Origin of the sequence: Mycobacterium sp. IS-1556 (assembly GCF_001499985.1) — a bacterium.
Taxonomy (GTDB): Bacteria; Actinomycetota; Actinomycetes; order Mycobacteriales; family Mycobacteriaceae; genus Mycobacterium.
The window spans coordinates 313,847-339,765 of record NZ_LQIM01000012.1; the positions used below are offsets into that span (position 1 = coordinate 313,847).

Sequence of the window (25,919 nt, forward strand, 5' to 3'; positions counted from 1 at the left end):
GATATCTGCCGCTGCGTAGAGGGAAGTATGCATCACGGGCAAGCGAGCCCGGACGGAAGTCGCGAGTGTCGGGTTGTTACACGCGATTTCGCGTCAGGCGTGTATCAACCACACACTCGTCGTGAATTGGGTGCCGGGTCCGATCGGGATCATCGCTTCTTGTCGCGCACCTTGTACGTCGACGGCCAGGACTCGCGAGTCTCGTCACCGGTCAACGGAATTCCCTTGCTGCCGATTTTGATGTCGTAAGCCTCCTTGCCCGGGCCAACCTCGCGATTGGCGTGTTCGGTGGCCAGGTATATCAACTGATCGATCTCCGCCTCCGCGAACGCGACGAACGACGTCTTGCGGACGATGTCGTCCGCACCGGCCGCGATCCGGTCCGGTAGCACCCTCGTCGCAAACGCCGCGGCGGCCAACAACGCGAACGGGATCACCCAGTAGCAGATGAACGACAGCGGGGTCTTGGTGTCCAGGATGGTCGCGTCGCCGTACACGATCGGCGGGATCGCCGACGACAGCGTCATGCCGCCGAACGCCGCCACCCAGATCCAGGTCAGCAGCGAGGTGATCTTCGCGAAGAGGTCGCTTTTGACGACGTGTGGCGGCTGGCCGACCTCGGCGAACTCACGCACAAACGGCTTGCCGATCAGCACGCCGGTGAGTGTCACCAGGAAGATGCCGGCGCTGCTCAGCGGCTGCATCCACTGTTCCATGAACGACCGGTCGAGCGTGAAGGTCAACACGGTCAACACCAAAAAGGTTGCCAGCGCGCCTATTTCGAGTACCCGACCCGGTCCGCCGCGCACCTGCCCCAGCACGAATGCCGCGACCGCGACCGCCAGGGCGGTCAGTACCGCGACGGTGAACGGAACGTTGCCGATGAGCACCCAGTAGACGATCCAGGGTGCGAGACCTAACAGAATGCCCACGATTTGTAAGTGTACGTAGAAGCCCTCGGGCCGCGGACCGTGAACACCACGGCGCGGGCGAGGCCGCCTAGGGTGTGAGCGGAGCGAACCGGCCGTCGGCCCCGGGCAGATACGGCGTGACGCGTATCACAGCGTCCGTTGGCAAAGGCCCATACAGATGTGGGAACACCATTCCCACTGGATCAGCGGGCATACCGGGTTCCCAGCGAACGGGAGAGGACAGTTGCGCGGCGTCGATGTGCAGCAGCACCAGGTCGGTACGACCGGCGTAGAGCCGGTTGGCCGGCAGGTGTACCTGCTCGGCCGTCGAGAGGTGGACAAACCCGTTCGCGCCGAGCGAATCGGGGCGATGCGCGCCGAGCGCTTGTGCCGATCGCCACTCGTCCGTGCTACACAGGTGGACCAGCACTGGCGGCGAGTGGTTCATATCGCCAGCCTGCCGTGTCGGCAACTCGAGGTAACGGTGAGACACGACACACCGGTAAACCCCTTGGGAACAACGCCGGAAGCCAATACGTCTGAGACAGTAGATGCACGCGAACAGTACGGAGGTCCGCAATGACGAACGCAACGCTCACTAGTCCCCCGTTGAGCCGGGCTGACCGCTGCGATCGTTGCGGTGCCGCCGCCCGGGTTCGCGCGACGCTTCCGTCGGGAGCGGAGTTGCTCTTCTGCCAGCACCACGCCAACGAGCACGAGACCAAGCTGATCGAATTGGCCGCCGTTCTCGAAGTCAGCCCGGTGGAGGCATAACGCCCGACACGGCGCAGAGCCGCACTGGGCAGGAGCACACTTCGTCAGGAATGCTGGACTGGTCATGACCGACCAGCCCCAGCCGTTGCCGCGCAAGCCGTCACGCCACCACATTCGACACATTCTGCGGCGCACCTTGTCGAAGAGCTGGGACGATTCGATCTTCTCGGAGTCCGCGCAAGCTGCGTTCTGGTCAGCGTTGTCGCTGCCGCCGCTGCTGCTCGGCATGCTCGGCAGCTTGGCGTACATCGCTCCGCTGTTCGGTCCGGAGACTCTTCCGACCATCGAGACCCAGATCATCGACACGGCCGGCAGGTTCTTCTCGACCAATGTCGTCGCCGAGATCATCGAGCCGACGATCCGCGACATCGTCAAGGGCGCCCGCGGTGAAGTGGTCTCGGTCGGCTTCGTGATCTCGCTGTGGGCGGGCTCGTCGGCGATCTCGGCGTTCGTCGACTCCATCACCGAGGCTCACGACCAGACTCCGCTGCGCCATCCGGTCCGCCAGCGGTTCTACGCGCTCGGCCTCTATGTGGTGATGTTGGTCGTCGCGATCCTGACCGCGCCGTTCATCGCGTTGGGCCCGCGCAAGATCGCCGAGTACCTACCCGACAGCTGGGACCGCATCCTGCAGTTCGGCTACTACCCGGTGCTGATCTTCGGGCTGGTCGTGGCGGTCAACATCCTCTACCGGGTGTCGCTGCCGAAACCGTTGCCGTCGCACCGGCTTCTGCTGGGCTCGATACTGGCCACCGCGGTGTTCCTGGCGGCGACGTTCGGGCTGCGCTTCTACCTGACGTGGATCACCGCGACCGGCTACACCTACGGCGCCCTGGCGACGCCGATCGCCTTCCTGTTGTTCGCGTTCTTCCTCGGGTTCGCAATCATGATCGGCGCCGAACTCAACGCCGCCGTGCAGGAGGAGTGGCCGGCCGCCGAGACGCATGCCAAGCGGTTCCGCTGGTGGCTCGAAGAGAAGGCCGAGTCACGCAATGGGGCGCGGACGACCGAGGGGGTCTCACCCGAGACGGCAGCAGACGGGATTACTTCTTGAGCTTCTCGTAGATGCGCTTGCACTCCGGGCACACCGGCGAGCCCGGTTTGGCCGACTTCGTCACCGGAAAGACCTCGCCGCACAGTGCGACGACGTGGGTGCCCATCACTGCGCTCTCGGCGATCTTGTCCTTCTTGACGTAATGGAAGTACTTCGGGATGTCGCTGTCGGTCCCGTCGTCGACGCGTTCGTCGGTGTCGGTGCGCTCGATGGTCTGGGTCTGCATGACAACCATTTTGCCCGTAAGGAAACCGACCCGTACAGCGGAGCGACAATGTGCGACAGTGGAGGTATGAAACACGGCCCCGAGCTGAGTTTCGACGACGACGGCCGGCCCGTCTTGATCACTCGCGCCGCGCCCGCCTACGAAGAACAACACCGTCAACGGGTACGCAAGTACCTGACCATCATGTCGTTTCGCATTCCGGCTCTGGTGCTGGCTGCGATCGCGTACGGCATCTGGCACAACGGCTTGATCTCGTTGGGAATTCTGGTGGCCTCGATTCCGCTGCCATGGATCGCCGTGCTCATCGCCAACGACCGTCCGCCGCGGCGTCCGGAGGAACCGCGGCGCTACGACGCGCAGCGCCGCGCTGCGCAGTTCCCGACCGCCGAACGGCCGGCGTTGGAACACGGCCTGAAAAGTGACGGGGTCTCCCCGCCGCAACCGGATGGACCCGCCCGCTACGGCGATGTTCCCAGCTGAGCCGCTTCTGTTCCTTTTCTAAGGACATTCTCAGGTCGGCGGCGAGAAACCGCTGATCAGAAGGTGTGAACCGGTCGAGGGCCGGGAACTCTTACGTCCTCGTGGGCGTTGTAGCTCATGACAGTGCGACTTGATCAGGAGGCCGTCATGGCAAATGCCAGCACCATCCGCGTCGACCAGGACCTGGACGCGCAGAGTCCAGCGGCTGACCTCGTACGCGTGTATCTGAATGGCATCGGCAAAACGGCCTTGCTCAACGCCGCCGACGAGGTCGAGCTCGCAAAACGCATCGAGGCAGGGCTTTACGCCAAGCATCTGCTCGAAACACGGAAGCGCTTGGGCGAGAACCGCAAACGTGATCTTGCCGCGGTGGTCCGCGACGGTGAGGCTGCGCGACGCCATCTGCTGGAAGCCAACCTGCGCCTTGTGGTGTCGCTGGCGAAGCGCTACACCGGCCGCGGCATGCCGCTGCTGGATCTGATCCAGGAAGGCAACCTGGGTTTGATCCGCGCGATGGAAAAGTTCGACTACAGCAAGGGATTCAAGTTCTCGACGTACGCCACGTGGTGGATCCGGCAGGCGATCACCCGTGGGATGGCCGATCAGAGTCGCACGATCCGGCTGCCGGTGCACCTCGTCGAGCAGGTGAACAAGCTCGCCCGGATCAAGCGTGAGATGCATCAGAACCTCGGCCGCGAAGCGACCGACGAGGAACTGGCGGCCGAGTCCGGCATTCCCGTGGAGAAGATCACCGATCTGCTGGAACACAGCCGCGACCCGGTGAGCCTCGACATGCCGGTCGGCAGCGACGAGGAAGCGCCGCTGGGCGACTTCATCGAGGATGCCGAGGCGATGTCCGCCGAGAACGCCGTGATCTCCGAACTGCTGCACACCGACATCCGGCACGTGCTCGCGACCCTCGACGAACGCGAGCAGCAGGTGATCCGGTTGCGCTTCGGCCTCGACGACGGTCAGCCCCGCACTCTCGACCAGATCGGCAAGCTCTTCGGGCTCTCCCGTGAGCGGGTGCGACAGATCGAGCGCGAGGTCATGGCCAAGCTGCGCAACGGTGACCGCGCCGACCGCTTGCGGTCGTACGCCAGCTAGTCCGTCGACGACGCCTCCCCGCCGGGACGACCGGCGGGGACGCGTCTCGTCGCGCGCCCAGGGGCCGGTGTCGCGGACGTAACAACGCAGTTCAGGCCCTCACACCGGTAGACTCATCGCTGACGGAGGGTTAGCGAATGAATGATCTAGTCGACACCACAGAGATGTACCTGCGGACGATCTACGACCTCGAAGAAGAGGGCGTGGTGCCTTTGCGTGCACGCATCGCGGAGCGTCTGGATCAGAGCGGCCCCACCGTCAGCCAGACCGTGTCCCGCATGGAGCGCGACGGCCTACTGCACGTCGCCGGCGATCGCCACCTCGAGCTCACCGACAAGGGCCGCGCCCTGGCCGTGGCCGTCATGCGCAAGCACCGGCTCGCCGAGCGACTGCTTGTCGACGTGATCGGGTTGCCCTGGGAGGAGGTCCACGCCGAGGCCTGCCGGTGGGAACACGTGATGAGCGAAGACGTCGAACGCCGACTCGTTCAGGTTCTCAACAACCCCACCACCTCGCCCTTCGGTAACCCGATTCCCGGCCTCTCGGAGTTGGGCCTGATCAACTCGTCGCCGGGCGACGGATTGAACTTGGTCCGGCTCACCGAGCTGCCCGCCGGTATGCCCGTCGCGGTCGTGGTGCGGCAGCTGACCGAGCACGTCCAGGGTGACGTCGATCTGATCAGCAGGCTCAAGGATGCGGGCGTGGTGCCCAACGCCCGCGTGACCGTGCAGACCAACGAGCACGGCGGGGTGATGATCGTGATCCCCGGCCACGAGCAGGTCGAGTTGCCCCACCACATGGCGCACGCCGTCAAGGTCGAGAAGGTCTGACCCGCGATCTGATTCGCCGGAGCGAGCGCCCGCCGGGCCGCGGTCAACCGGCCCGCCGACCGAACACCTGTCGCGCCGGTAAGCGCACTCCCAGTTGGTCGGCCAACCGGTAGCCCGTGGTGGCCAGCTCACGAATGCGTTCGGGCCGCAACCCCGATTGCAGCGCGGTGTCGAGCATGCCCGCCATCCGATGCGTGCCGTCGCACCGTAGCGCCGCCTCCAGCGACACCCCCGCCAGCGGACCGTCACCCCGCGAATAAGCCGAAAAAGCCAGCAGCACAAGCGCTTCCACCCGCCACGGTTCGGGGAGCCGCCGGGACAGCTCAGCCCACAACGACTCCGCGGCTGTCGCGCTCTCCCCGACCGCCAGCGCGTAGAGCGTGTCGCGCACCTGCAGGTCGGTCAGCGCGGCCGCGATCCGGGCCACAACTGGATCCGGCAACTCTTCACCGTCGGCGACCCGGGCCGCCGTTGCGATGACGGACTCGATATCCCGGCGCGCGTCGGCGTGCGACCGACCCGACTGCGCGTCGGCGATGGATCCGGCCAACGCCGCGGCGCGGGCGGAATCGGTGACCGCTATCACGTCCTGAAGCTCGGCGCGCCGGGCGTAGAGCCTGCGCCCGTCGAGCACGGCGGCCATCGCGAGCGGCGACGCCGACGGGTCCTCCACGGTGCCCGCCTCGCCGCAACCGTCGGCGCAGTGCCACCGCCCTCCTGCCGCGACGCGGTCGACGACGTGCGCGGCGAGCAGTTCGATGCCGTGTCCGGCCAGGGCCGCCGCCAACATCGCGGCGAGTTCGCCGTACTCGTCGTTACACAGGCGGCAGCCGGCGCCGTCCTCGTCGACGATGACGGCGATCGCCGAGTCCGGTCTGGCGGCTGCGGCCACCTCGGCGATGTGGTCGACGGACTCGGGCAACTCATCGGAGAGGTCCACACGCATGACGCATCCCAGCGCGCCACGCTCCACGGTTACGAGCACGAGGGATTTCTCCGGGACGAAACCCAGGACGGCGGGCAGCGCCGCGATGAGGACTGCGGGGCGGTTCAGTTGGAAATCGGGTGATGGTGAGGTCGTCATGGGCCGACCTTCCCCGGCCGCTCGGACGCCCAGCGTCCGTCGCGGGTCGCAGCCGGCGAAGCTGTGGATCAATTCGAGGTTGGGGATGAAACTCATCCCCGGTGCCGCCTGTCGGCCTGCGGAATCCGCCCAACCGGCGTACACCTTGTTGCTATGGGTGCCGTGGGTTCCATGCTGGAGTACGACCTCGTTGTCCTCGGTTCCGGTCCCGGCGGTCAGAAAGCCGCGATCGCCGCTGCGAAGCTCGGCAAGACGGTCGCCGTCGTCGAGCGGGGCCGGATGCTGGGCGGTGTTTGCGTGAACACCGGAACCATCCCCTCCAAGACGCTTCGCGAGGCGGTCGTCTACCTCACCGGCATGAGCCAGCGCGAGTTGTACGGCGCCAGCTACCGCGTCAAGGAGAAAATCACGCCCGCCGACCTGCTTGCGCGCACGGCGCACGTGATCGGCAAGGAGCAGGACGTCGTCCGCTCGCAGTTGATACGCAACCGCATCGACCTCTTCCAGGGCCACGGCCGGTTCATCGATCCGCACACCGTGCTGGTCGAGGAACCCACCCGCGGTGAGCGCACCACGGTCAGCGGCGAATACGTCGTGATCGCCACCGGCACCAAACCGGCCCGGCCGGCCGGCGTCGAGTTCGACGAGGACCGCGTGCTCGACTCCGACGGGATCCTTGACCTCAAGTCGCTGCCCGCGACGATGGTCGTGGTCGGCGCGGGGGTGATCGGGATCGAGTACGCGTCGATGTTCGCCGCGCTCGGCACCAAGGTCACCGTGGTGGAAAAGCGCGACACCATGCTGGATTTCTGCGACCCGGAGATCGTGGAAGCGCTCAAGTTCCACCTGCGCGACTTGGCGGTGACGTTCCGGTTCGGCGAGGAGGTGACGGCCGTGGACGTCGGCGCGGCGGGCACCGTCACCACGCTCGCCAGCGGCAAGCAGATCCCCGCCGAGACCGTGATGTACTCGGCAGGCAGGCAGGGCCAGACCGAACACCTCGACCTGGCCAACGCGGGCCTGGAAACCGACGCGCGCGGCCGCATCGACGTCGACAGCAACTACCAGACAAAGGTCGACCACGTCTATGCCGTCGGCGACGTGATCGGCTTTCCGGCGTTGGCCGCCACCTCGATGGACCAGGGCAGGCTCGCGGCCTACCACGCGTTCGGCGAGCCCGCCAAGGGCATGACCGATCTGCAGCCGATCGGCATCTATTCGATTCCGGAGGTGTCCTATGTCGGCGCCACCGAGGTCGAGTTGACCCGCAACGCGATCCCGTACGAAGTCGGGGTGTCGCGCTACCGGGAGTTGGCCAGGGGCCAGATCGCCGGTGACTCCTACGGCATGCTCAAGCTGCTGGTCTCGACCGACGACCTGAAGCTGCTCGGCGTGCACATCTTCGGCACCAGCGCCACCGAGATGGTGCACATCGGTCAGGCCGTCATGGGCTGCGGGGGCACCGTCGAGTACCTTGTCGACGCTGTGTTCAACTACCCCACCTTCTCCGAGGCCTACAAAGTCGCCGCGCTGGACGTGATGAACAAGCTGCGGGCGCTCAACCAGTTCCGCACCTAGCCGCGCGACGATCAAGCGGCGAGGGACGAGCCGCGTTGAGGAGTGCGGCCATCGGATACACCGGCAAACAATTCGCTGGATCGGGCGTGGGATGACCGGCAACGGGAACGCAACGTGCGCGAGACTAGTTGTCACAGGTACGGAGGCACTCACTGTCTTGGCACCACCGCGAGGAGGCGAGGTTCGATGGCTGACCGCCCAGAACACCCTGGTAACCCCGACCAGCACTACCAGCCGGAACAATCCGGCATGTATGAGCTGGAGTTCCCCGCACCCCAACTGTCCTCGACGGATGGCCGCGGCCCGGTGCTCATCCATGCCCTGGAGGGGTTCTCCGACGCCGGACACGCCATCCGGTTGGCCGCCCAGCACCTCAAAGACAGGCTCGACACCGAGCTGGTGGCGTCGTTCGCGATCGACGAGCTGCTGGATTACCGATCCCGACGTCCGTTGATGACCTTCAAGACCGACCACTTCACGCACTACGAGGACCCCGAACTCAACCTGTACGCGATGCGCGACAGCGTCGGCACCCCCTTCCTGCTTCTCGCCGGGCTGGAACCCGACCTGCGCTGGGAGCGGTTCATCACCGCCGTTCGGCTACTGGCCGAACGGCTCGACGTCCGCCGGGTCGTCGGACTGGGCACCATCCCGATGGCCGTGCCGCACACCCGACCCATCACCATGACCGCGCACTCCAGCGACAAGGAGCTCATCGCCGACCACCAGCCGTGGGTGGGAGAAGTACAGGTCCCCGCCAGCGTGTCGAATCTGCTCGAGTTCCGGATGTCGCAGCACGGACACGAAGCCGTCGGGTTCACCGTGCACGTACCGCACTACCTCGCGCAGACCGACTACCCCGCCGCGGCAGAGGCGTTGCTCGCCGAGGTGGCCAGGAACGCTTCGCTGGAGATCCCACTGGAGGCACTGGTGGCGGCGGGTGCCGAAGTGCTGGCCAAGATCAACGAGCAGGTCGAACAGAGCCCCGAGGTCGCGCAGGTGGTGGCCGCCCTCGAGCGCCAGTACGACGCCTTCGTCGCCGCCCAGGAGAACCGGTCGCTGCTGGCCAGCGACGAGGACCTGCCCAGCGGCGAAGAACTCGGCGCGGAGTTCGAACGGTTCCTCGCCCAGCAGGCCGAGAAGAAGTCCAGGGATCCGTTCCAGGACGGCGACGACGCCGGTTGACCACGTCGCTCGACAATCAGCGTCAATAATTAGCGCGTCTCGCGAACGCCAGCTAAGTTGGCGCAATGGCCGCGCGAAAGCCGAACCTCCGCCCGGTACGGGAACTGACGCCGATCCTGCAGTACCGCACCATCCACGGCTATCGCCGGGCGTACCGCGTGGCGGGTTCGGGCCCCGCGATCCTGCTGATCCACGGCATCGGCGACAACTCCACCACCTGGAATGCGGTGCAGGCGAAGCTCGCCCAGCGGTTCACCGTCATCGCGCCCGACCTTCTGGGCCACGGAAAATCCGACAAACCGCGCGCGGATTACTCGGTCGCCGCCTACGCCAACGGGATGCGCGACCTGATGAGCGTCCTGGACATCGACCGGGTCACGGTAATCGGTCATTCCCTCGGTGGCGGGGTGGCCATGCAGTTCGCCTACCAGTTCCCGCAACTGGTCGACCGGCTCATCCTGGTCGGAGCGGGCGGGGTCACCAGGGACGTCAACATCGCGCTGCGCTTTGCTTCGCTGCCGATGGGCAGTGAGGCACTGGCGCTGCTACGACTGCCGCTGGTGCTGCCGACACTGCAGGTGGTGGGCCGCGTCGCCGGCGGGGTGTTCGGATCCACCGGCCTGGGCCGCGACCTGCCCCAGGTGTTGCGCATTCTCAATGACCTGCCCGAACCGACTGCGTCTTCGGCGTTCGCCCGCACACTGCGTGCCGTCGTGGACTGGCGCGGTCAGGTCGTGACCATGCTGGACCGCTGCTACCTGACGCAATCGGTTCCGGTGCAATTGATCTGGGGCAGCGGTGACGCCGTGATCCCGGTAAGTCACGCCCGGATGGCACACGCCGCGATGCCCGGTTCGCGGTTGGAAATCTTCGAGGGTTCCGGCCATTTCCCGTTCCACGACGACCCTGACCGTTTTGTCGAGGTGGTGGAGAAGTTCATCGACGGCACCGAACCAGCGGTCTACGACCAGGAGTACCTACGCGGGCTGTTACGGGCGGGCGTCGACCAGGGCACGATCTCCGGCTCGGTCGACACCCGGGTCGCGGTGCTCGACGCGATCGGCGCCGACGAGCGCAGCGCCACCTGACCGCCGGACCGACCGCGGCCTCGCCGCTGCGATGCCACTAAGAAGTAGCATCGGCCCCATGGCTATCGACGTGAGCGTGCTGCGCGTCTTCACCGACCCTGACGGCAACTACGGAAACCCGCTCGGCGTCATCGACGCCAGCGTCGTCGACCCGGACGCCCGCCAACGGATAGCGACCCAATTGGGTTACAGCGAAACGGTATTCATCGATTTGCCGACAGCCGGCACCAGCACGGCGCACGCCCACATCCACACGCCGGCCGTCGAACTGCCGTTCGCGGGACATCCCACCGTCGGCGCGGCCTGGTGGCTTCGCGAACGAGGCACGCCAATTCACACGCTGAGGGTTCACGCCGGCATTGTGCAGGTGTCCTACACCGACGACCTCACCTCGGTCAGGGCGCGAGCGGAGTGGGCGCCGGAATTCGCCGTCCACGACGTCGCCTCCGTCGACGACCTCCTCGCTGCCGACCCGGCCGATTACCCGGACGACGTCAACCACTACCTGTGGACGTGGGTCGACCGGGAACAGGGGATGGTGCGGGCGCGGATGTTCGCCACCGACCTCGGCGTGCCCGAGGACGAGGCCACCGGCTCCGCCGCCGTCCGGATCACCGACTATCTGAGCCGCGACCTCACGATCGTGCAAGGGAAGGGTTCGCACATCCACACCGAGTGGAGCCCCGATGGCTGGGTGCGCGTCGCGGGCCGCGTCGTCAGCGACGGCGTCAAGCAGATCGATTGAGTTTCGCCCCTGCGGCTGCTCAGCTGGCGGTCGGCTGCGGTGAATCGCGATGCGCGCGCAGCGCCTCGATTTCGCGCTCGAAGTCTTCCGCCGAGGTGAACCCCCGGTACACCGAGGCGAAGCGCAGGTACGCCACTTCGTCGAGGTCACGCAGCGGGCCCAGGATGGCCAGGCCCACGTCGTGGCTCGGCACCTCGGGCGAACCGGCGGCGCGCACAGTGTCCTCGACCTGCTGCGCCAGCAGGTTCAGCGCATCGTCGTCGACCTGGCGGCCCTGGCACGCTCGACGTACGCCCTTGACCACCTTCTCGCGGCTGAACGGCTCGGTGACACCGCTGCGTTTGACGACCGCCAACACCGCGGTCTCCACCGTGGTGAACCGTCTTCCGCATTCGGGGCAGGAGCGCCGCCGCCGGATCGCCTGACCTTCGTCGGTTTCACGCGAGTCGACCACTCGTGAATCGGGGTGACGGCAGAACGGACAATGCATCACCGCTCCTTCGCCGCGCCAACAAACGACCAACTCGAACCTCTCCGAGCGTACCTGCGGCACGCTCCTGAAACCCGTGACCGGGGTGATCGGCACGTAGGCCGACGATCTGTCGGTGAACACGATTGCGCGCCAGGCGTTCCACGAGCCGGCCGGCGATCAGCCGACCGGGGCGATGAGCGTCTGCCCCGCATCCAGCGCAGCCGAGTCGAGCTGGTTGAGCTCGCGAATCCGGTCCGCCACCTGACCCACCGGGGCGTCGGGCGCCACCCGCTGCGCCACCTGGTGCAGGCTCTCGCCGCTCTGCACCTGGACCACTGCGAGCCGATCGGGAACGGCTTCCGCGCCGGCGCCGACCACCCCGCCGAACTGTGCCACCAGGCCGAGCCAAACCGTGATCCCGGCGGCCACCAGCGCCAGGAGCACCGTGGTGCCCGGGGTGATGGGCCGCCGGCGGTGCGAGGCGCGCGACATCAGCACGCCGGTACCGCGGTACCGGACCGATGCTCCGCGGGGCCTGCCGGGCCGCGGGCCCCGCCGGGCGTCGGTGGGCCTGATACGGGGCCTGACCACCGGCGGGCCCTGAAATTCCCTGGTGTCGAGAGTCGTCATCGTGATGCCTTCCGGTCCGCTGCTTTCGCTCCTGTGTTCGAACATACTCGCTCATGCGTTCGAGCGATAGAACATGTGATCGAACTGTTGCCAACGATAAAACAGGCCACCGACAAAAAATTTGGGTCCGCTTTCGGGGGGCTCAAGTGGGCTCAAATGGTCCGACACACCTCGAACACATGTTTGATTAATCGCGTGCCGCGGGTTACATTCGGCGTCATGGATTCCAGCAGCGGTACTTCGGACGGCGCCGGCGGGGGGCGGGCACTCGATGGCCTAACCGAACGCCAGCGCACCATTCTCGACGTGATCCGGACATCGGTCACCACACGCGGCTATCCCCCGAGCATCAGGGAGATCGGCAACGCAGTCGGGCTGACTTCGACGTCGTCGGTGGCGCATCAACTGCGCACCCTGGAACGGAAGGGTTACCTGCGGCGTGACCCCAACCGACCGCGCGCCGTCGACGTGCGTGCTGCCGACGAGGCAGTGACCGCCATCGTCGCCACCGAGGTCGCGGGCTCCGACGCGCTACCGGAGCCGACGTTCGTGCCTGTGCTCGGACGGATTGCCGCCGGCGGGCCGATCCTCGCCGAAGAGGCTGTCGAGGACGTCTTTCCGCTGCCGCGCGAGCTGGTGGGTGAGGGCTCGCTCTTCCTACTCAAAGTCGTCGGCGACTCGATGGTCGACGCGGCGATCTGCGACGGCGATTGGGTGGTCGTGCGTCAGCAGAACGTCGCAGACAACGGCGACATCGTGGCCGCGATGATCGACGGCGAGGCCACCGTGAAGACGTTCAAGCGCACCCGCGGCCAAGTGTGGCTGATGCCGCACAACCCGGCCTTCGATCCGATCCCGGGTAACGACGCCGCGGTTCTCGGCAAGGTCGTCACCGTCATCCGGAAGATCTAGTCGGCTTTGACGAACCCGTTCGTGCGCGCGAATTCCTCGCTGGAGAACCAAATCTCGGCGCGCACCTCGTCGTAGTCGGCGGTGCCCGGCAGCCAGTACCGGCCGGACTGGGTGTCGGCCTTGATCGGGTATCCCTGCGGCGCCTCATCGGAACCGCCGACCGGTAGGCGGAATGCGGGACTCGGCACTTCCGGTTCGTCGACGATGATCTTGGCGTGACGGCCGGTGTCGGTCAGTGGATCCCGTTGGAAGCGTTCGGGTTCGGACTCAGGTTCGACTGGTTCGGCGAACGTATCGTGTCCGGCGGAAGGCTCGTCATCGATCGGTCCGTCGATCGGTTCGCCGGTCGTATCGCGCTCGACGACCGTCGGCGGTATCAGCGTCGGGGCTGTATCGACGTTGTCGGGATTCTCCTCCGGCTCGCCAGCGCCCTCGCCGAGACCCTCGCCAAGGCCATCGTCGACGCCCTCGGCGGCGTGGCCCGGCGCTGCCGCCTCGTCGCCGCGTTGCGGCGCCCCCCAGGGGTCGAAGGACGAGCCGGCAGACTCCCCCGATGGTGCGAGCGCCCCAAGCCCCTCGCTGGCATACCGGTCGCCGAACATCGCCGCGGAGTAGTCGCCGCCGCTGGATGCCTGCTCCCCGGCGCCCGCCGTGCTGTAGACCGGCTCGCCGTCGGCGCCGTACCGGCCGTAGTCCTCGTCGAAGCCGGGATGATCGTCGGCGCCGTGGCGGCGGTTACGCATGGCCGCGAACGCCACCAGGGCGAGGAGCACGAGCACCGGCACGATCGCCAGCAGCCACCACCAACTCCACTCGAACCAGCCGTTGTCGCCGGCGGAGTCCGAGGCCTGCGGCGCGCCCGGTGTTTCGGGGGTCTGCTGGGCGGGCACCTCGAGGCCGGCCAACCCGGCCGCCAGATTGGCCGGCTCGGTGCTGAACTCGCCGGTCGACCGGTCCCAGGAGATCACCCCGCCGCTGAACCGCTGGGTGACGACGTCGCCCTTCTCGGTCTGGTCGGCCACCGGTGCGCCGAGCTTGCCCTCGGCGCCGTCGAGCTTGTCCCAGGCTGCGCTCATCGCGCCGCGCACCAGGACCGCGCCATGATCCGGCGTCCAGAAGATCACCGGCTTGTCTTCGGCGGCGAACCTCGCCACGCGACTTGCGGTGGGCAGTCCTCCGTCGGCCTCGCTGGACACCGGGAACCCGAGCTCCCCCTCGGGCCCACCGAGGCTTTCGTACTTGGCGAGAACCTGACCGGTGACCACCCTCGCGCCGGTGGCCGGACTGTAGAAGATCTTGCCGCCGGCGAAGTTCTGCCCGAGGCCGTCCTCGCCGATCTGATAAGGCGGTCCTTCCGCGGCGCCGAGCGGTCCCAGCGGTCCGCCGGCAGCGCGGCGGGCCGCATTGATCTGCGCAGTCGGATCGTCCGGCACCTGCAGATCGGTCAACTGCTCGGCCAGTTCGGGCGGCACGGTGGTGAACGTCTTGTCGCGGGTGTTGTAGGTCAGCTCGCCGCCGGTGAACTTCTGGGAGATGAGATCTCCGCGGTAGGTCTCGTCGCCGGCGGGCACTCCCAACGCTCCCGTCGAGCCGCCCAACTTGTCCCACGCGGCGTTGATCGGGCCACGCACCACCCGCGCGCCGGTCTCCTGCGTCCAGAAGATCACCGGCTTGTCGCTGGCGCTGAACGTGGAGTTGAAGCTGCCCGGAGCGCGTCCGGGCCCGTCGTCGATGGTGGGGAAACCCAAGTCGCTGTCCGCGGGCCCACCGAGCGATTCGTACTTCTCCAGGATGGCGCCGCGCATGTAGTGGGCGCCGGTCTCGGGCGTGAAGAACATCTTGCCGCCGGCGAAGTTCTGCGCGAAGCCCTTACCCGCCGGATACACATCGCCCTGTTTGGGTCCCAGCGGGTCGCCGTCGCCGCCGCTGGCTTCCCAGGCCGCCGTGATGGCCGCATTGGCGGCATCGGATTCCGGCGTCGCGCCGGCCACCGGCGCCAAGAGCAGGGCGACGGCTGCGAGCAGACCTATCGCCATCCGGCCCCACACCGTCGTGCCTCGGCTGTTCTGCCCGATCATTCGTCCTCCCTGGTCGGCACGAAATTTCGCTCGAAGATTTCGCGCCCGTCAACTGTGTTGTCAGCAGACGTCAATAACCAACGAACACGCCGATCTTGGAAAGAAAATACCCGCCAATCCCCCGTTCGCTGTGGATAACCCCGCCGTGCCGCTCGGATTTGTCTGGAAACAACCCCAAGCCCGAGGCCGATGACTTTGCCCATGCGCCACCGTCTGCGAACCCCAAACAGTTTGCGCGTGTGCACCGTTGGAGCCTCGTGCCACGCGATATCACGGATATACCCGTAGCCAGCGCGCAATTGCGAGTCCCCCGATGATCATTTCCGCGTGCATTTCCGACGAATACGATTTCGTCCACGGCGCTGAGCCCATCTGATCGACATCGTCCCTCCGCCGGCGGCTGATCGCCGACACAGCGAGCCGAACAGATCGGCTGCGACGGAAGGATCTCGATCAGCCCAATCAGAGCTCGTTCTGGCGCGCAGTACCCGACAGCGGAATGGTTCGACATCCAGCGACCAAAGGAGTGTGACCTAGCCCACTCTTCGTTTGCCGGACAACGCGCTCAGGGAACCCCTGGGCCACTACCGAACCGAAGGGGAGGAACACCGTGTCCGACAAGAACAACAGTGGGCCAGAAGAAGCCGTCAAGGGTGTCGTCGAAGGCGTGAAAGGCAAGGCCAAAGAGGTCCTCGGTGCCGTCGCGGGCCGCGACGACCTGTACCGCGAGGGTCAGGCGCAGCAGGACAAGGCAGACGCGCAGCGCAACGCCGCTCAGAAGGAAGCCGAAGCCGAGAGCGCCCGCGCCGCCGCGAAGACCGCCGAGAAGCGTCAAGAGGCCGAGCAGCGGCCATCGGGCGAGCGCGACTAGTTCGGACCACAGGAAAGGCGCAGAGGGGCAATCCCTCTGCGCCTCTTCGCTTGTGGGGACGGTTTAGAACGTCGCGTAGTCGCGCAGGGCGGCGGCCAGCGGGACCGGCACCCGGGCCTTGATCCGAGTGCCCTCAGCGGTGTGCTCGGTGGCGTCGACCCGCCCGTCGGCGTGCACCCGGTTCACCAGATCCCCTCGGTCGTACGGGATCGTCACGTCGACCATCGCGTCCGTCGGCGTGATCAATTCCGCCATCCGCTGCTGCAGCCGATCCAGCCCGTCACCGGTGCGGGCAGAAACGAACACGGCATCAGGCAGGGCGCGGCGCAACTGTGCCAGAGTGAGACCGTCGGCGGCGTCGATCTTGTTGACCACCAACAGTTCCGGTGCCGGGGCGCCGTCGTGGTCGGCCTCGCTCGATGTCGCCGCCGGAGCGGCTCCCATGACGTCGTTGACCACTTCGCGCACCGCATTGATCTGGGCCAGCGGGTTGGCGTCGGACCCGTCGACGACATGCACCAGCAGATCGGCGTCGACGACCTCTTCCAACGTGGAGCGGAACGCCTCCACCAGCTGGGTCGGCAGGTGGCGCACGAATCCGACCGTGTCGGTCAGCACGAACGGCCTGCCATCGGCGAATTCGCCTCGGCGCGTTGTCGGTTCGAGGGTGGCGAACAACGCGTTCTCGACCAGGACCCCCGCGCCGGTCAGCGCGTTGAGCAGACTCGACTTGCCCGCGTTGGTGTATCCGACGATGGCGATCGACGGGACCTCGCTGCGGCGCCTGCCACTGCGCTGCGTATCGCGGATCTTCTTCATGTCCTTGATGTCTCGGCGCAGTTTGGCCATCCGCTCGCGGATGCGGCGACGGTCGGTCTCGATCTTGGTCTCACCGGGACCGCGGGTACCCACGCCGCCGCCGGCTCCGCCGGCGCGACCGCCGGCCTGTCGCGACATCGACTCGCCCCAGCCGCGCAGCCTGGGCAACATGTACTCCATCTGCGCCAGCGTGACCTGCGCTTTGCCTTCCCGGCTGGTCGCGTGCTGGGCGAAGATGTCGAGGATGAGCGCCGTGCGGTCGATCACCTTGACCTTGACCGCCTTCTCCAACGCCGTCAGCTGGGCGGGGCTGAGTTCACCGTCACAAATGACGGTGTCCGCGCCGGTCGCGAGCACGATCTCGCGCAGTTCGGCGGCCTTCCCCGAGCCGATGTAGGTGGAGGCGTCCGGTTTGTCCCGTCGCTGAATCAGTCCTTCGAGCACCTCCGAGCCGGCGGTCTCGGCGAGCGCGGCCAGTTCGGCCAGGCTGGCCTCGGCGTCGGCAGAGCTGCCTTCGGTCCAAACCCCTACCAGCACAACGCGTTCCAAGCGCAGTTGGCGATACTCGACCTCGGAGACATCGGCGAGTTCGGTCGACAGACCGGCCACGCGGCGCAGCGCCGTGCGGTCTTCGAGGGCCAGCTCGCCCGCGCTCGGGGTGTCGCGGATCGGGAAATCGGGATACGTCATGGGCGAATAGAGATTCGCACGGAGATCACTTTTCATGCACCCCAATTAACGTTGCGCAACGCTCCACCATTCCTCGGACAGCTCGCCGTGCGCCACCAGAATCGACGGGCCACGCAGGTAACTGCTGGCCTCGGTGATGGTGACGCAGACCTCGCCGCCCGGAATCCGCACGTCGAGGGTGCCGGTGGTGACACCGGAGAACGCCAGCGCCGCGACCGCGGCCGCGACGGTGCCGGTACCGCATGACCGGGTCTCCCCGACGCCGCGCTCGTGCACCCGCATGGACACCGCACCGTCGTGGGGCGCCGTCAGGACCTCGATGTTCACGCCCTCGGGGAACTGCGCATCGTCGAACGACACCGGCGCTGCAACATCGAGCGCGAGCAACTCTTCGAGCGTCATGTCCGGGTCCACGCACGCCAGGTGCGGGTTGCCGACGTCCACCGCCAGGCCGGCGAACGGCCGTCCGCCGACGATCGCCTCGCCGCCACCCAACTGGTTCACCTTGCCCATCTCGACGGTGACGTCGGCGGTCGTCGTGTCCCAGTCGTGCAGCACCACCGGCCGCGGGCCAGCCAGCGAGCCGACCACGAACTCATCGGTGGGCTCCAAGCCGGTGGCACGCAGGTAATGGGCGAACACCCGCACGCCGTTGCCGCACATCTGGGCGATCGAGCCGTCGGCGTTGCGGTAGTCCATGTACCAGTGCTCGGCCTCGACGCCCTCGGGCAGCTGTTCGAACAGCCCGGCTCGCCGGGCCGCTTCGGCGGTGGTCACCCGCAGCACACCGTCGGCGCCCAGCCCGCGGCGCCGGTCGCACAGTGCGGCCACCACTTCCGGAGACAGCTTCAACTCGAAGTCGATGTCGGGGAGCAGCACGAAGTCGTTCTGCGTGCCGTGTCCCTTGGCGAACTTCACGTGTTCAGGGTACGTCGCGCCACACCCGCAGCGTGTCCTCGACCAGATCCGATGCGGCGCCGTCGAGCCAGGTGATTCGGTGGTCGCGGCGGAACCACGACCGCTGCCGCCGGACGTAGCGTCGGGTGCCGACGAACGTCGGTTCCCGGGCGGCGGTGCCGTCGCCACCGGCGTCGAGGTCGGCGAGCACCTGTGCATAACCCAGCGCCCGTGAGGCGGTGACACCCTCGCGCAGTCCGCGAGCGAGCAGTGTTTGCACCTCGTCGACGAGCCCGTCGGCGAACATCTTGTCGGTCCGTTTTGCCAACCGGTCGTCCAGAGACGTTGTCTCCCAATCGAGCCCGATTATCGCGGTGTCCCAGCGCGGGGTGCCGATCGGCGGGAACGACGCCGCGAACGGCTGGCCGGTCAGTTCGACGACCTCGAGCGCGCGCACGATGCGACGCGCGTCGGTGGGCATGATGGCCGCGGCGGCGTCGGCGTCGACCCGCGCCAGCTCCTCATGCAGCGCGCTCACCCCGACCTCGGCGAGCCGCTGCTCCCACCGGGCGCGCACCGCCGGGTCGGTGGCCGGGAAGGTCCAGTCGTCGAGCAGCGACTGGACGTACATCATCGAGCCGCCGACCACCACCGGCACGGCACCGCGATTCCCGATCGCCTCGACGTCGGCGGCGGCCGCCTGCTGGTAACGAGCGACGCTGGCCGTTTCCGTCACGTCCAGCACGTCGAGTTGGTGGTGCGGGATGCCGCGACGCTCGTCGACCGTCAGCTTCGCGGTGCCGATGTCCATGCCGCGGTACATCTGCATCGCGTCCGCATTGACGATCTCGCCGCCGAGCCGCTCGGCGACGGCCAACGCCAGCGCCGACTTGCCGGTGCCGGTCGAGCCGACGATCGCGATCGGCCGGTTCACGGCTGCCAGACGCCGGCGAAATACCCGACGCCGTAGGGCGCGCCGCGGTAGAGCTCCTTGGCCGACCGCGGTTCAGCCAGGCCGGCGAGCACCTGGTAGGCCACTCGGCCGACGACGTTGCCGGGCAGCCGGGCCAGTGCCGCGGCGTCGCCAGTCGCCAACGCCTCGTCCAGCTCGGCCTGCACGGAGACGGATTCGGGGTCGAAACCGCCGGGCGCGGACTGGGTCAAAGTGGTCAGCCCGTCGGCGACGACCAGCACCCCGATGGCGTCGGCGGCCTCGTCGATCTCGGCCCGCAACCGCCTGCCGCGGGCCAGTGCGGTGTCGGCGTCGTGCGCGTCGGAGTAGACCCGCACGTCGGCGCGGGCGTCGGCGCGCGCCGCACCGCGCACCCAACCGGTGATCAACGCGCACAACGGCAGTGCGGCCGGGTCTCCGTCGGCGCCGGGCGACAACGAGACCCGCAGATCGACGCCGTAGCCGGCGAACGTGCCGACACGGTGGGCACCGATGTCGGCGTCGGTGTGCCCTACCCCGACGGCGATCCAGCGCGGCGGCAGCCCGGCGACCGCCGTGAACACGGCGTCGCGAAGATCGGCCAGCTCAGGGGCGGCCCCCGCGGCCAGTTCGGGCACCATGACCGGTGGCGACGGGACGATCGCGATCGCGCTCAGCACGCCGTCCACGCTAATGCGGGGCGACGGCCCGGTCCGCGCTGACCGCCTCGCCACGGGCCAGCGCGGCGGTCGCCACGACCATCACCGTCACGGCCGCGATCAACGTCAGCCAACCCGCCTCCCCCGGCCGCAGCGCCTCTCCCAGCACGACGACCCCGAGCACCGACGCGACCATCGGTTCGGCGACCGTCATCGTCGGCAGCGACGCGGTCAGCGACCCCGCCCGGAAGGACGCCTGCTGCCATGCCGTCCCGGTGAGGGCGACCAGCGCCCACACGTACAACTCGGGCGTGCGCAGCAGCTCCCACAGCCCGTCGTCGAGCCGGTCCACCACGCCCTTGGTCAGCACCGCGAACAGGCCCCACAGCGCCCCGGACGCCAGCGCGAGCAACACCGCGCTCACGGGGCCCTTCCAGATGCTGGCGCCGATCACGCACAGCACCAGCGCCGGACCCAGCACGGCGACCACCGCCGCCCACGTCTCCCACGAGGCGCGGGAGTGGCCCGCGGTCGGGTTGCCCACAGTCACGATCACCGCGACCGAAGCCGCCAGCAGCACGGCCCAGGTCCACTCCCAGCGCGTCACCCGGCGCCGCTCCTGCCGGGCGTGGATCGGCAGCGCGAACAGCAGCGACGTGACCAGCAGCGCCTGCACGAGCAAAACCGAACCGAGGCCCAGCGCCGCAGCCTGCAATGCGAACCCGCCGGCCGCGACGGCGCTACCGAGCCACCACCGCCGATCGCGAAGCAGCCGTGCGAACAGCGCCATGTGGCTGACCGATTCGTCGGTGACCTCCTGGGCCTGGCGCAGGTGAATCACATCGCCGATCGCGACGAACAACGCCGCGCCGAGCGCGAGCAGAGCAGCGAGGTCCGCCTCCCCGTTCAGTCCGGTCATCGCAGTGCTCTCGCCACAGCCGCTGAGCTTAGGCAAGTCCTGGCGAAACCCGTGCGCATGCGTCGCGGCGACCTGTTTGAATAGCGTTCGACAGCGATCAGGCGCCGCGGTGCGCGGCAGGTGCGCGGTGGTCCGCGCGGAGGGCACGAGGATAGGGACATGACGACCAGCGAGCCAGGAGGCCAGTCCTCCTCGCCCAAACCCGCTCCCCGGCCCGGTCCGCCGCGTCCCGTCCCCCGGCCAGGGCGCCCCGCGCCGACGGTGGCCGCGCCGCCGTCCAGCGATCCGCACCGGTTCGGCCGCGTCGACCCCGACGGCACGGTGTGGCTCATCACCGGCTCAGGTGAGCGGGTCATCGGATCCTGGCAGGCCGGCGACACCGAGGCGGCGTTCGCGCACTTCGGTAGGCGCTTCGACGATCTGCACACCGAGGTGGCGCTGATGGAACGCCGGTTGGAGTCCGGCACCGGCGACGCCCGCAAGATCAAGGCGGCCGCCCAGGCGCTGGCCGAGACACTGCCGACCGCTCATGTGCTCGGCGACGTCGACGCGATCGCCGCCCGACTGCAGGCGATCATCGCCCACGCCGACGAGACCGCGCAGGCCGACAAAGCGCGCCGCGAGGAGCACCGCGCCGCCCAGACCGCCCGCAAGGAGGCATTGGCCGCCGAGGCCGAGGACCTCGCCGCCAACGCCACCCAATGGAAGGTCGCCGGCGACCGGCTGCGCGAGATTCTCGACGAGTGGCGCACAATAAGCGGATTGGACCGCAAGACCGACGACGCGCTGTGGAAGCGTTACTCGGCCGCGCGCGAGCAGTTCAACCGAAGGCGCGGTTCGCATTTCGCCGAACTCGACCGTGAGCGCGCCGGTGCCCGCCAGGCCAAGGAGGCGCTGTGCGTGCGCGCCGAGGAGTTGGCCGATTCGACGGACTGGGGCCCGACGAGCGCGGCGTTCCGCGAATTGCTGACCGAGTGGAAGGCGGCGGGCCGCGCGGCCAAGGATGTCGACGACGCGCTGTGGCAGCGGTTCAAGGCGGCTCAGGACAAGTTCTTCACCGCCCGCAACGCTGTCACCGCCGAACGCGACGCCGAGTTCCGCGCCAACGCCGAGGCCAAGGAGGCGCTGCTGGCCGAGGCGGAGAAGATCGACACCTCCGATCTCGATGCGGCGCGGGCCGCGCTTCGCGTGATCGGGGACAAGTGGGACGCGATCGGCAAAGTGCCCCGCGAGCGCGGCGCCGACTTGGAGCGGCGACTGCGGGCGATCGAGAAGAAGGTGCGCGAGGCGCCGACGCACGGCGTGGACCCGGAAGCGCAGGCGCGCGCCGACCAGTTCCGTGCGCGCGCAGAACAATTCGAGCGCCAGGCCGAGAAGGCGGCCGCGGCCGGGCGGGACAAGGACGCCGCGGAGGCGCGGGCCAGCGCCGAACAGTGGCGGCAGTGGGCCGACGCGGCCGCCGAGGCCCTGAGCAAGGGCCGCTGAGTGCTCAGCAGTCGGTGGAGATCTCGAACGGCGCTTTGGTGCGTTCGCCCGGATCGTCGTGGAAGAACCCGACCGCCGTGCCGGTGATCGTGAACTTGCCGTCCACCAGGCTGGCTTCGGCCTCGCCGGTGGTCTTGTCCCAATAGCTGCCCGTGAACCCGCCCAGGTTGTTGATCTGCACCGATCGTGCGACGACCGGATCTCCGGTGCGAACCTGAGCGATGAGGCCGGGCGTCTGCTCGAGCGTCTCGAGATTCCACAGCCACCCCACCTGGGTGCACTCGACGAGGTGCCCGCCGGCGTCCTTCCCGTCGATGCTCACGTGGACGAGGTGCTTGGCCAGCAGTTCCGGGCCCGACGCGCATCCCGTCGGGATCATCAGCACGGCTGCTGTTGCAACGGCGAATCGTTTGTCCATGGTGCCGCCTCGATGACTTCCCGGCTACTCGTCTTCGCCGGGCGTTGACATTCGCATTCCCCACGGAGATTTGCTGTATACCTCCGGCGTATGGCCGGCAGCCATTGCGGGTATCACTTTGACCCGACTCCCGAAGGTCCGGTCATGGTCGAAGATGTCAGCGTCGCGCGCACCGCGGCAGCGCTGTTGCTGACCGCATGGCTCTCGGGCTGCTCGTCGCCACCGCCGGCTTCACCCGACACCATGGGCGGCACCGCGACGGTGTCCATCAACTCGCATCCCACCGGTGATCGGCACTACGTCAGCTGCGCCAAGGTGAATTGGCTGCTGACCATCGAAAGCGGGGACACCGACACGGGTTTCACGGCCATCGTCGATACGGACGGCGGCCCCGACGCGCAGGTCGTCAAGATCCGCGACCTCGGCGGGTTCACCGGTTCCGCGTGGACGGGTGGCGTCGGTCAACTGCGGGCAACCCGCGACAACGGCCGGATCACGATCAGCGGCACCGGTTACGGGTACTTCGCCGACGACCGTCACCGCCCGGCGACCGCGGCGTTCGACATCACGGCCGGATGCTAGCCCGGTTGTGAGAGCGAGCCCGTACGCGAACCGATCGTCACGGTCGTTTGCTCACGGTCACCGCCGCGCATGAACGCCATCGATTGCTCGGAACCCGGCTGCGTCTGGCGCAAGCCACCGAGTAGGTCCTCGACGGAATGCACCGGCTTGCCGGCGAACTCGACGATCACGTCGCCGGGCCGAAGCCCCGCACGGGCGGCCGGTGCGCCGGGATCGACGCTGGTCACCAACGCGCCGCGGTCGACCTGCACGCCCCGCAACTGCTGGATCGCCGGGGTCAGCCGGCCCAGGGAGATACCGAGGTACGGGTGCGTGGCTTCGCCGTCGGCGAGGAGTTGATTCGCCACGTCGAGCACCGTTGCCGCGGGAATCGCGAACCCCAACGACACCGCGCCCACCGCCGGCGGAATGTACGCCTCGTTGATCCCCACTACTCGACCCTCGGCGTCGAGCAAGGCGCCGCCGGAGTTACCCGGCGAGATGGGCGCGTCGGTCTGGATCAGATCCACCAACGACTGCGTTTTCGCCGCCGAGCCGGGGATGTCTCGGTGCAGGCCCGAGATGACGCCGACGGTGACGGAGTTCTGGAACCCCAGCGGACTCCCGATCGCGACGGCGACCTCGCCGGGCCGGGGTAGATCCTCACGGAACTGCGGTACCGGCAGGTCCTGGCCTTGCGTGCGCACCACGGCGAGGTCGGTCACCTCGTCCGTGCCCACCACGACGCCGGGCGAGCGTTCCTCGTCGGCGGTTATGACGGTCACTTCGCGGGCGTCTCCGACGACATGCGCATTGGTCACCACCACGTCGGGGCGAAGCACCACACCGCTGCCGACGCCGCCGTCGCGCTCGACGGTCACCACGCTCGGGCTGACGCGTTCCACCAGATCGGCGTAGCCGGTGCGGTCCAGCGCCGAAGGCGGGGAAGCCTCGGTCAACGGCGTCGATGCCGGAGTCGGTGTCGACGCCGGAGTCGATGTCGACGCGTCTTGCGTACTGGACTGCACCGTGCAGCCGGCGACCGCCACGAGCGCTGCCGCGGCAGCCGCTCCGACGCGAAAATGCTTGGCCTGCAAAGGTTTACCTCCTGAATTCAGTATGCACACGGCACGGTCCGGCCGCCGGCGGTAAGCGGCGGCTCGGACTGCCGAAGCGGTGGACGGGCCGGCTACGTGGACCGCGCGCCTCGCTTCCAGCGGGCACCCAGCGCGAGCGCACCGGCGGCGGCGACTGCACCGGCGACCGCCAGCGTGATCGTCCAGATCCGCCGATCCTCGAGATTCATCTGACACAGCCGCGTGAAGTCGGTGTCGGCGACCACCCCACCGGGAACCGGGATGTTGGCTGCGCTGCCGTCGTCGTGGGCGCGGGCGGCGGACAGGTCGGGCGCCACGGCGCTGCCGCACTCGATCGTCAGATTCTCGGGTGATGCCGAAACGGGAGTGAACAAGCCCGCGACGCCGACGATCGCCGCGACGACACCAACGAAAAGCACTATCCGTAGCACAATCATGCGACTGACATACCCATTGCCGCGGATTCCTCGCGGCAAGATTGCCGCAGCCGCTCCAGCGTCGCGGCGAGCAGCCGCGATACCTGTACCTGCGATACGCCGAGGCGCCGGCCGATTTGACTCTGCGGCAGGTTCTCACAGAACCTCAGCCGCAGGATCAGCCGTTCACGATCGGAGAGCGTGCTCACCAGTCCGGCGACGGTCAGCGCGTCCTCGATGCTGTTGTAGCGCGGGTCGTCGAGGCCTTGTCGTGCGGCGACCGGTTCGGATTTCCCGTCACCGGGGGCCGCCGCGTCGAGCGAGGACGGTCGGTACGCGACGGCCGCGTCGACCGACTGCACCACCTCGTCTCGGTCGACACCGAGTTCGGCGGCCAGTTCGGTGGCCGACGGCGCTCGGCCGAGACGCTGTGACATCGGACCGATGGCGGCGCGCACGCGCTGGCGGGTGTCCTTGATCCTGCGGGGCACGTGCATGACCCAGGTGTGGTCGCGGAAGTGGCGGCGAACCTCGCCCATGATCGTCGGTACGGCGTAGCCGAGAAACGGCCCCTTACCTGGGTCGTAGCGGTCGATCGCCTTGATCAGGCCCAGCCGGGCCACCTGCCTCAGGTCGTCGGCCGATTCGCCGCGGCCGACGAAACGGCCGGCGATATGGTCGGCCAGCGGCAAACATCTGGTGATGATCTGGCAACGAAGCGAGTCCCGTCGCGCCCCCTCCGGGGTGCGGCGGAGCTCGCAACACTGCGGGTGCACGTCGTCGTAGTCGTCGTCGTGAGTCCCCCCCGCGTCCGCGTAACCCATCGGTTCCACGAAATCCACGCGATTGTCAGCCTCCAGCAGGGCCGATACCATGACGGCCTCCCCTCTCGGTATTGACGTCGGACCGGGCTGCCCACTGTTCGACTGGGCGCTGTCGACCGGCCTGTAAGTGCAGCCTATCGGCGCAGGAATACCGCAACCTGAAAGGAATCTGATAAGA

General features: G+C 67.8%; 29 protein-coding genes. 13 read left to right on the top strand and 16 right to left on the bottom strand.

What is annotated here, in order from left to right; translation table 11 throughout:
• Positions 1–149: 149 nt before the first annotated feature.
• Both AU187_RS10875 and AU187_RS10880 read right to left on the bottom strand, forming a co-directional pair.
• The gene (locus tag AU187_RS10875; protein ID WP_059099833.1) at positions 150–932 is read right to left on the bottom strand and encodes a hypothetical protein; all 783 of its coding nucleotides are present in this window, start codon (positions 930–932) and stop codon (positions 150–152) included.
• A 67-nt stretch (positions 933–999) separates the two neighbouring features.
• Positions 1,000–1,359, bottom strand: coding sequence for a DUF952 domain-containing protein (locus tag AU187_RS10880; RefSeq protein WP_059099832.1), 360 nt, complete (start codon positions 1,357–1,359; stop codon positions 1,000–1,002).
• 131 nt (positions 1,360–1,490) lie between these two features.
• Here AU187_RS10880 and AU187_RS10885 point away from each other — a divergent pair, with 131 nt between their 5' ends.
• Complete coding sequence (locus AU187_RS10885) at positions 1,491–1,685, top strand: DUF7455 domain-containing protein (protein WP_059099831.1); 195 nt, start codon at positions 1,491–1,493, stop codon at positions 1,683–1,685.
• Positions 1,686–1,749: 64 nt separating this feature from the next.
• The gene (locus tag AU187_RS10890) at positions 1,750–2,739 is read left to right on the top strand and encodes a YihY/virulence factor BrkB family protein (RefSeq protein ID WP_059099830.1); all 990 of its coding nucleotides are present in this window, start codon (positions 1,750–1,752) and stop codon (positions 2,737–2,739) included.
• Here the strand turns inward: AU187_RS10890 and AU187_RS10895 are convergent.
• Positions 2,729–2,965 (bottom strand): DUF3039 domain-containing protein, encoded by a 237-nt coding sequence (locus AU187_RS10895; RefSeq protein WP_059099829.1) that lies wholly within the window; start codon positions 2,963–2,965, stop codon positions 2,729–2,731. The genes AU187_RS10890 and AU187_RS10895 overlap by 11 nt on opposite strands.
• A 66-nt stretch (positions 2,966–3,031) precedes the next feature.
• On the opposite strand from AU187_RS10895, the gene AU187_RS10900 reads away from it, so the two are divergent.
• From AU187_RS10900 to AU187_RS10910, 3 genes are all read left to right on the top strand, one after another.
• The gene (locus tag AU187_RS10900; RefSeq protein ID WP_059166684.1) at positions 3,032–3,445 is read left to right on the top strand and encodes a DUF3099 domain-containing protein; all 414 of its coding nucleotides are present in this window, start codon (positions 3,032–3,034) and stop codon (positions 3,443–3,445) included.
• Positions 3,446–3,592: 147 nt separating this feature from the next.
• Positions 3,593–4,552: a sigma-70 family RNA polymerase sigma factor SigB gene (gene sigB / locus AU187_RS10905; protein ID WP_059099827.1), complete on the top strand. Its 960-nt coding sequence runs from the start codon at positions 3,593–3,595 to the stop codon at positions 4,550–4,552.
• Positions 4,553–4,689: 137 nt separating this feature from the next.
• On the top strand, positions 4,690–5,382 hold the full coding sequence (locus AU187_RS10910) for an iron-dependent transcriptional repressor DtxR (RefSeq protein ID WP_059099826.1): 693 nt from the start codon (positions 4,690–4,692) through the stop codon (positions 5,380–5,382).
• 43 nt (positions 5,383–5,425) lie between these two features.
• Here AU187_RS10910 and AU187_RS10915 read toward each other — a convergent pair whose 3' ends face one another.
• Positions 5,426–6,466: a DUF4192 domain-containing protein gene (locus AU187_RS10915; protein WP_059100139.1), complete on the bottom strand. Its 1,041-nt coding sequence runs from the start codon at positions 6,464–6,466 to the stop codon at positions 5,426–5,428.
• Between the two features lie 171 nt (positions 6,467–6,637).
• Here AU187_RS10915 and sthA point away from each other — a divergent pair, with 171 nt between their 5' ends.
• From sthA to AU187_RS10935, 4 genes are all read left to right on the top strand, one after another.
• Positions 6,638–8,044 (top strand): Si-specific NAD(P)(+) transhydrogenase, encoded by a 1,407-nt coding sequence (gene sthA / locus AU187_RS10920; RefSeq protein WP_172800232.1) that lies wholly within the window; start codon positions 6,638–6,640, stop codon positions 8,042–8,044.
• Positions 8,045–8,230: 186 nt separating this feature from the next.
• On the top strand, positions 8,231–9,229 hold the full coding sequence (locus AU187_RS10925) for a proteasome assembly chaperone family protein (RefSeq protein WP_059166685.1): 999 nt from the start codon (positions 8,231–8,233) through the stop codon (positions 9,227–9,229).
• A gap of 65 nt (positions 9,230–9,294) precedes the next feature.
• A complete protein-coding gene (locus AU187_RS10930) occupies positions 9,295–10,317 on the top strand; it encodes an alpha/beta fold hydrolase (protein ID WP_059099824.1) in 1,023 nt (340 codons plus the stop codon).
• A gap of 58 nt (positions 10,318–10,375) precedes the next feature.
• A complete protein-coding gene (locus AU187_RS10935) occupies positions 10,376–11,062 on the top strand; it encodes a PhzF family phenazine biosynthesis protein (RefSeq protein ID WP_059166686.1) in 687 nt (228 codons plus the stop codon).
• 19 nt (positions 11,063–11,081) lie between these two features.
• Here the strand turns inward: AU187_RS10935 and nrdR are convergent, their stop codons facing one another.
• Together nrdR and AU187_RS10945 are read right to left on the bottom strand one after the other, a co-directional pair.
• Positions 11,082–11,552, bottom strand: a complete 471-nt coding sequence (nrdR, locus tag AU187_RS10940; protein WP_059100137.1) for a transcriptional regulator NrdR — start codon at positions 11,550–11,552, stop codon at positions 11,082–11,084.
• Between the two features lie 159 nt (positions 11,553–11,711).
• Positions 11,712–12,164, bottom strand: a complete 453-nt coding sequence (locus AU187_RS10945) for a LysM peptidoglycan-binding domain-containing protein (RefSeq protein ID WP_059100136.1) — start codon at positions 12,162–12,164, stop codon at positions 11,712–11,714.
• Between the two features lie 219 nt (positions 12,165–12,383).
• Here AU187_RS10945 and lexA point away from each other — a divergent pair, with 219 nt between their 5' ends.
• A complete protein-coding gene (gene lexA, locus AU187_RS10950; RefSeq protein WP_059099822.1) occupies positions 12,384–13,076 on the top strand; it encodes a transcriptional repressor LexA in 693 nt (230 codons plus the stop codon).
• Here the strand turns inward: lexA and AU187_RS10955 are convergent.
• Entirely contained in the window at positions 13,073–15,154 is a 2,082-nt protein-coding gene (locus AU187_RS10955) for an LGFP repeat-containing protein (RefSeq protein WP_172800217.1), read from the bottom strand. The genes lexA and AU187_RS10955 overlap by 4 nt on opposite strands.
• A 610-nt stretch (positions 15,155–15,764) precedes the next feature.
• Here AU187_RS10955 and mbp1 point away from each other — a divergent pair.
• Entirely contained in the window at positions 15,765–16,025 is a 261-nt protein-coding gene (mbp1, locus tag AU187_RS10960) for a microaggregate-binding protein 1 (RefSeq protein WP_059099821.1), read from the top strand.
• 63 nt (positions 16,026–16,088) lie between these two features.
• Here the strand turns inward: mbp1 and hflX are convergent, their stop codons facing one another.
• Genes hflX through AU187_RS10985 form a run of 5 tightly spaced genes read right to left on the bottom strand, consistent with a single transcriptional unit; the run spans position 16,089 to position 20,940 of the window.
• Positions 16,089–17,534 (bottom strand): GTPase HflX, encoded by a 1,446-nt coding sequence (hflX, locus tag AU187_RS10965; RefSeq protein ID WP_059099820.1) that lies wholly within the window; start codon positions 17,532–17,534, stop codon positions 16,089–16,091.
• Between the two features lie 45 nt (positions 17,535–17,579).
• Complete coding sequence (gene dapF, locus AU187_RS10970; RefSeq protein ID WP_059099819.1) at positions 17,580–18,452, bottom strand: diaminopimelate epimerase; 873 nt, start codon at positions 18,450–18,452, stop codon at positions 17,580–17,582.
• A gap of 4 nt (positions 18,453–18,456) precedes the next feature.
• Positions 18,457–19,365 (bottom strand): tRNA (adenosine(37)-N6)-dimethylallyltransferase MiaA, encoded by a 909-nt coding sequence (gene miaA / locus AU187_RS10975; RefSeq protein WP_059099818.1) that lies wholly within the window; start codon positions 19,363–19,365, stop codon positions 18,457–18,459.
• The gene (locus tag AU187_RS10980; RefSeq protein WP_059100134.1) at positions 19,362–20,042 is read right to left on the bottom strand and encodes a class III extradiol ring-cleavage dioxygenase family protein; all 681 of its coding nucleotides are present in this window, start codon (positions 20,040–20,042) and stop codon (positions 19,362–19,364) included. Before AU187_RS10980 ends, miaA begins: the two co-directional genes overlap by 4 nt.
• A 10-nt stretch (positions 20,043–20,052) precedes the next feature.
• Entirely contained in the window at positions 20,053–20,940 is an 888-nt protein-coding gene (locus tag AU187_RS10985) for a DMT family transporter (RefSeq protein WP_059100133.1), read from the bottom strand.
• A 159-nt stretch (positions 20,941–21,099) separates the two neighbouring features.
• Between AU187_RS10985 and AU187_RS10990 the strand changes: the two genes are divergently transcribed.
• A complete protein-coding gene (locus AU187_RS10990; RefSeq protein ID WP_082683894.1) occupies positions 21,100–22,425 on the top strand; it encodes a DUF349 domain-containing protein in 1,326 nt (441 codons plus the stop codon).
• Between the two features lie 4 nt (positions 22,426–22,429).
• Here the strand turns inward: AU187_RS10990 and AU187_RS10995 are convergent, their stop codons facing one another.
• Positions 22,430–22,843, bottom strand: coding sequence for a lipoprotein LpqH (locus AU187_RS10995; RefSeq protein ID WP_059099816.1), 414 nt, complete (start codon positions 22,841–22,843; stop codon positions 22,430–22,432).
• Positions 22,844–22,987: 144 nt separating this feature from the next.
• Here AU187_RS10995 and AU187_RS11000 point away from each other — a divergent pair, with 144 nt between their 5' ends.
• On the top strand, positions 22,988–23,425 hold the full coding sequence (locus AU187_RS11000; RefSeq protein ID WP_059099815.1) for a lipoprotein LpqH: 438 nt from the start codon (positions 22,988–22,990) through the stop codon (positions 23,423–23,425).
• On the opposite strand, the gene AU187_RS11005 is transcribed toward AU187_RS11000, so the two are convergent.
• From AU187_RS11005 to AU187_RS11015, 3 genes are all read right to left on the bottom strand, one after another.
• Complete coding sequence (locus AU187_RS11005; protein WP_231740325.1) at positions 23,422–24,501, bottom strand: S1C family serine protease; 1,080 nt, start codon at positions 24,499–24,501, stop codon at positions 23,422–23,424. The genes AU187_RS11000 and AU187_RS11005 overlap by 4 nt on opposite strands.
• 92 nt (positions 24,502–24,593) lie before the next feature.
• A complete protein-coding gene (locus tag AU187_RS11010) occupies positions 24,594–24,920 on the bottom strand; it encodes a hypothetical protein (protein ID WP_231740324.1) in 327 nt (108 codons plus the stop codon).
• A 14-nt stretch (positions 24,921–24,934) separates the two neighbouring features.
• Entirely contained in the window at positions 24,935–25,792 is an 858-nt protein-coding gene (locus AU187_RS11015) for a SigB/SigF/SigG family RNA polymerase sigma factor (protein ID WP_286131902.1), read from the bottom strand.
• Positions 25,793–25,919 lie beyond the last annotated feature (127 nt).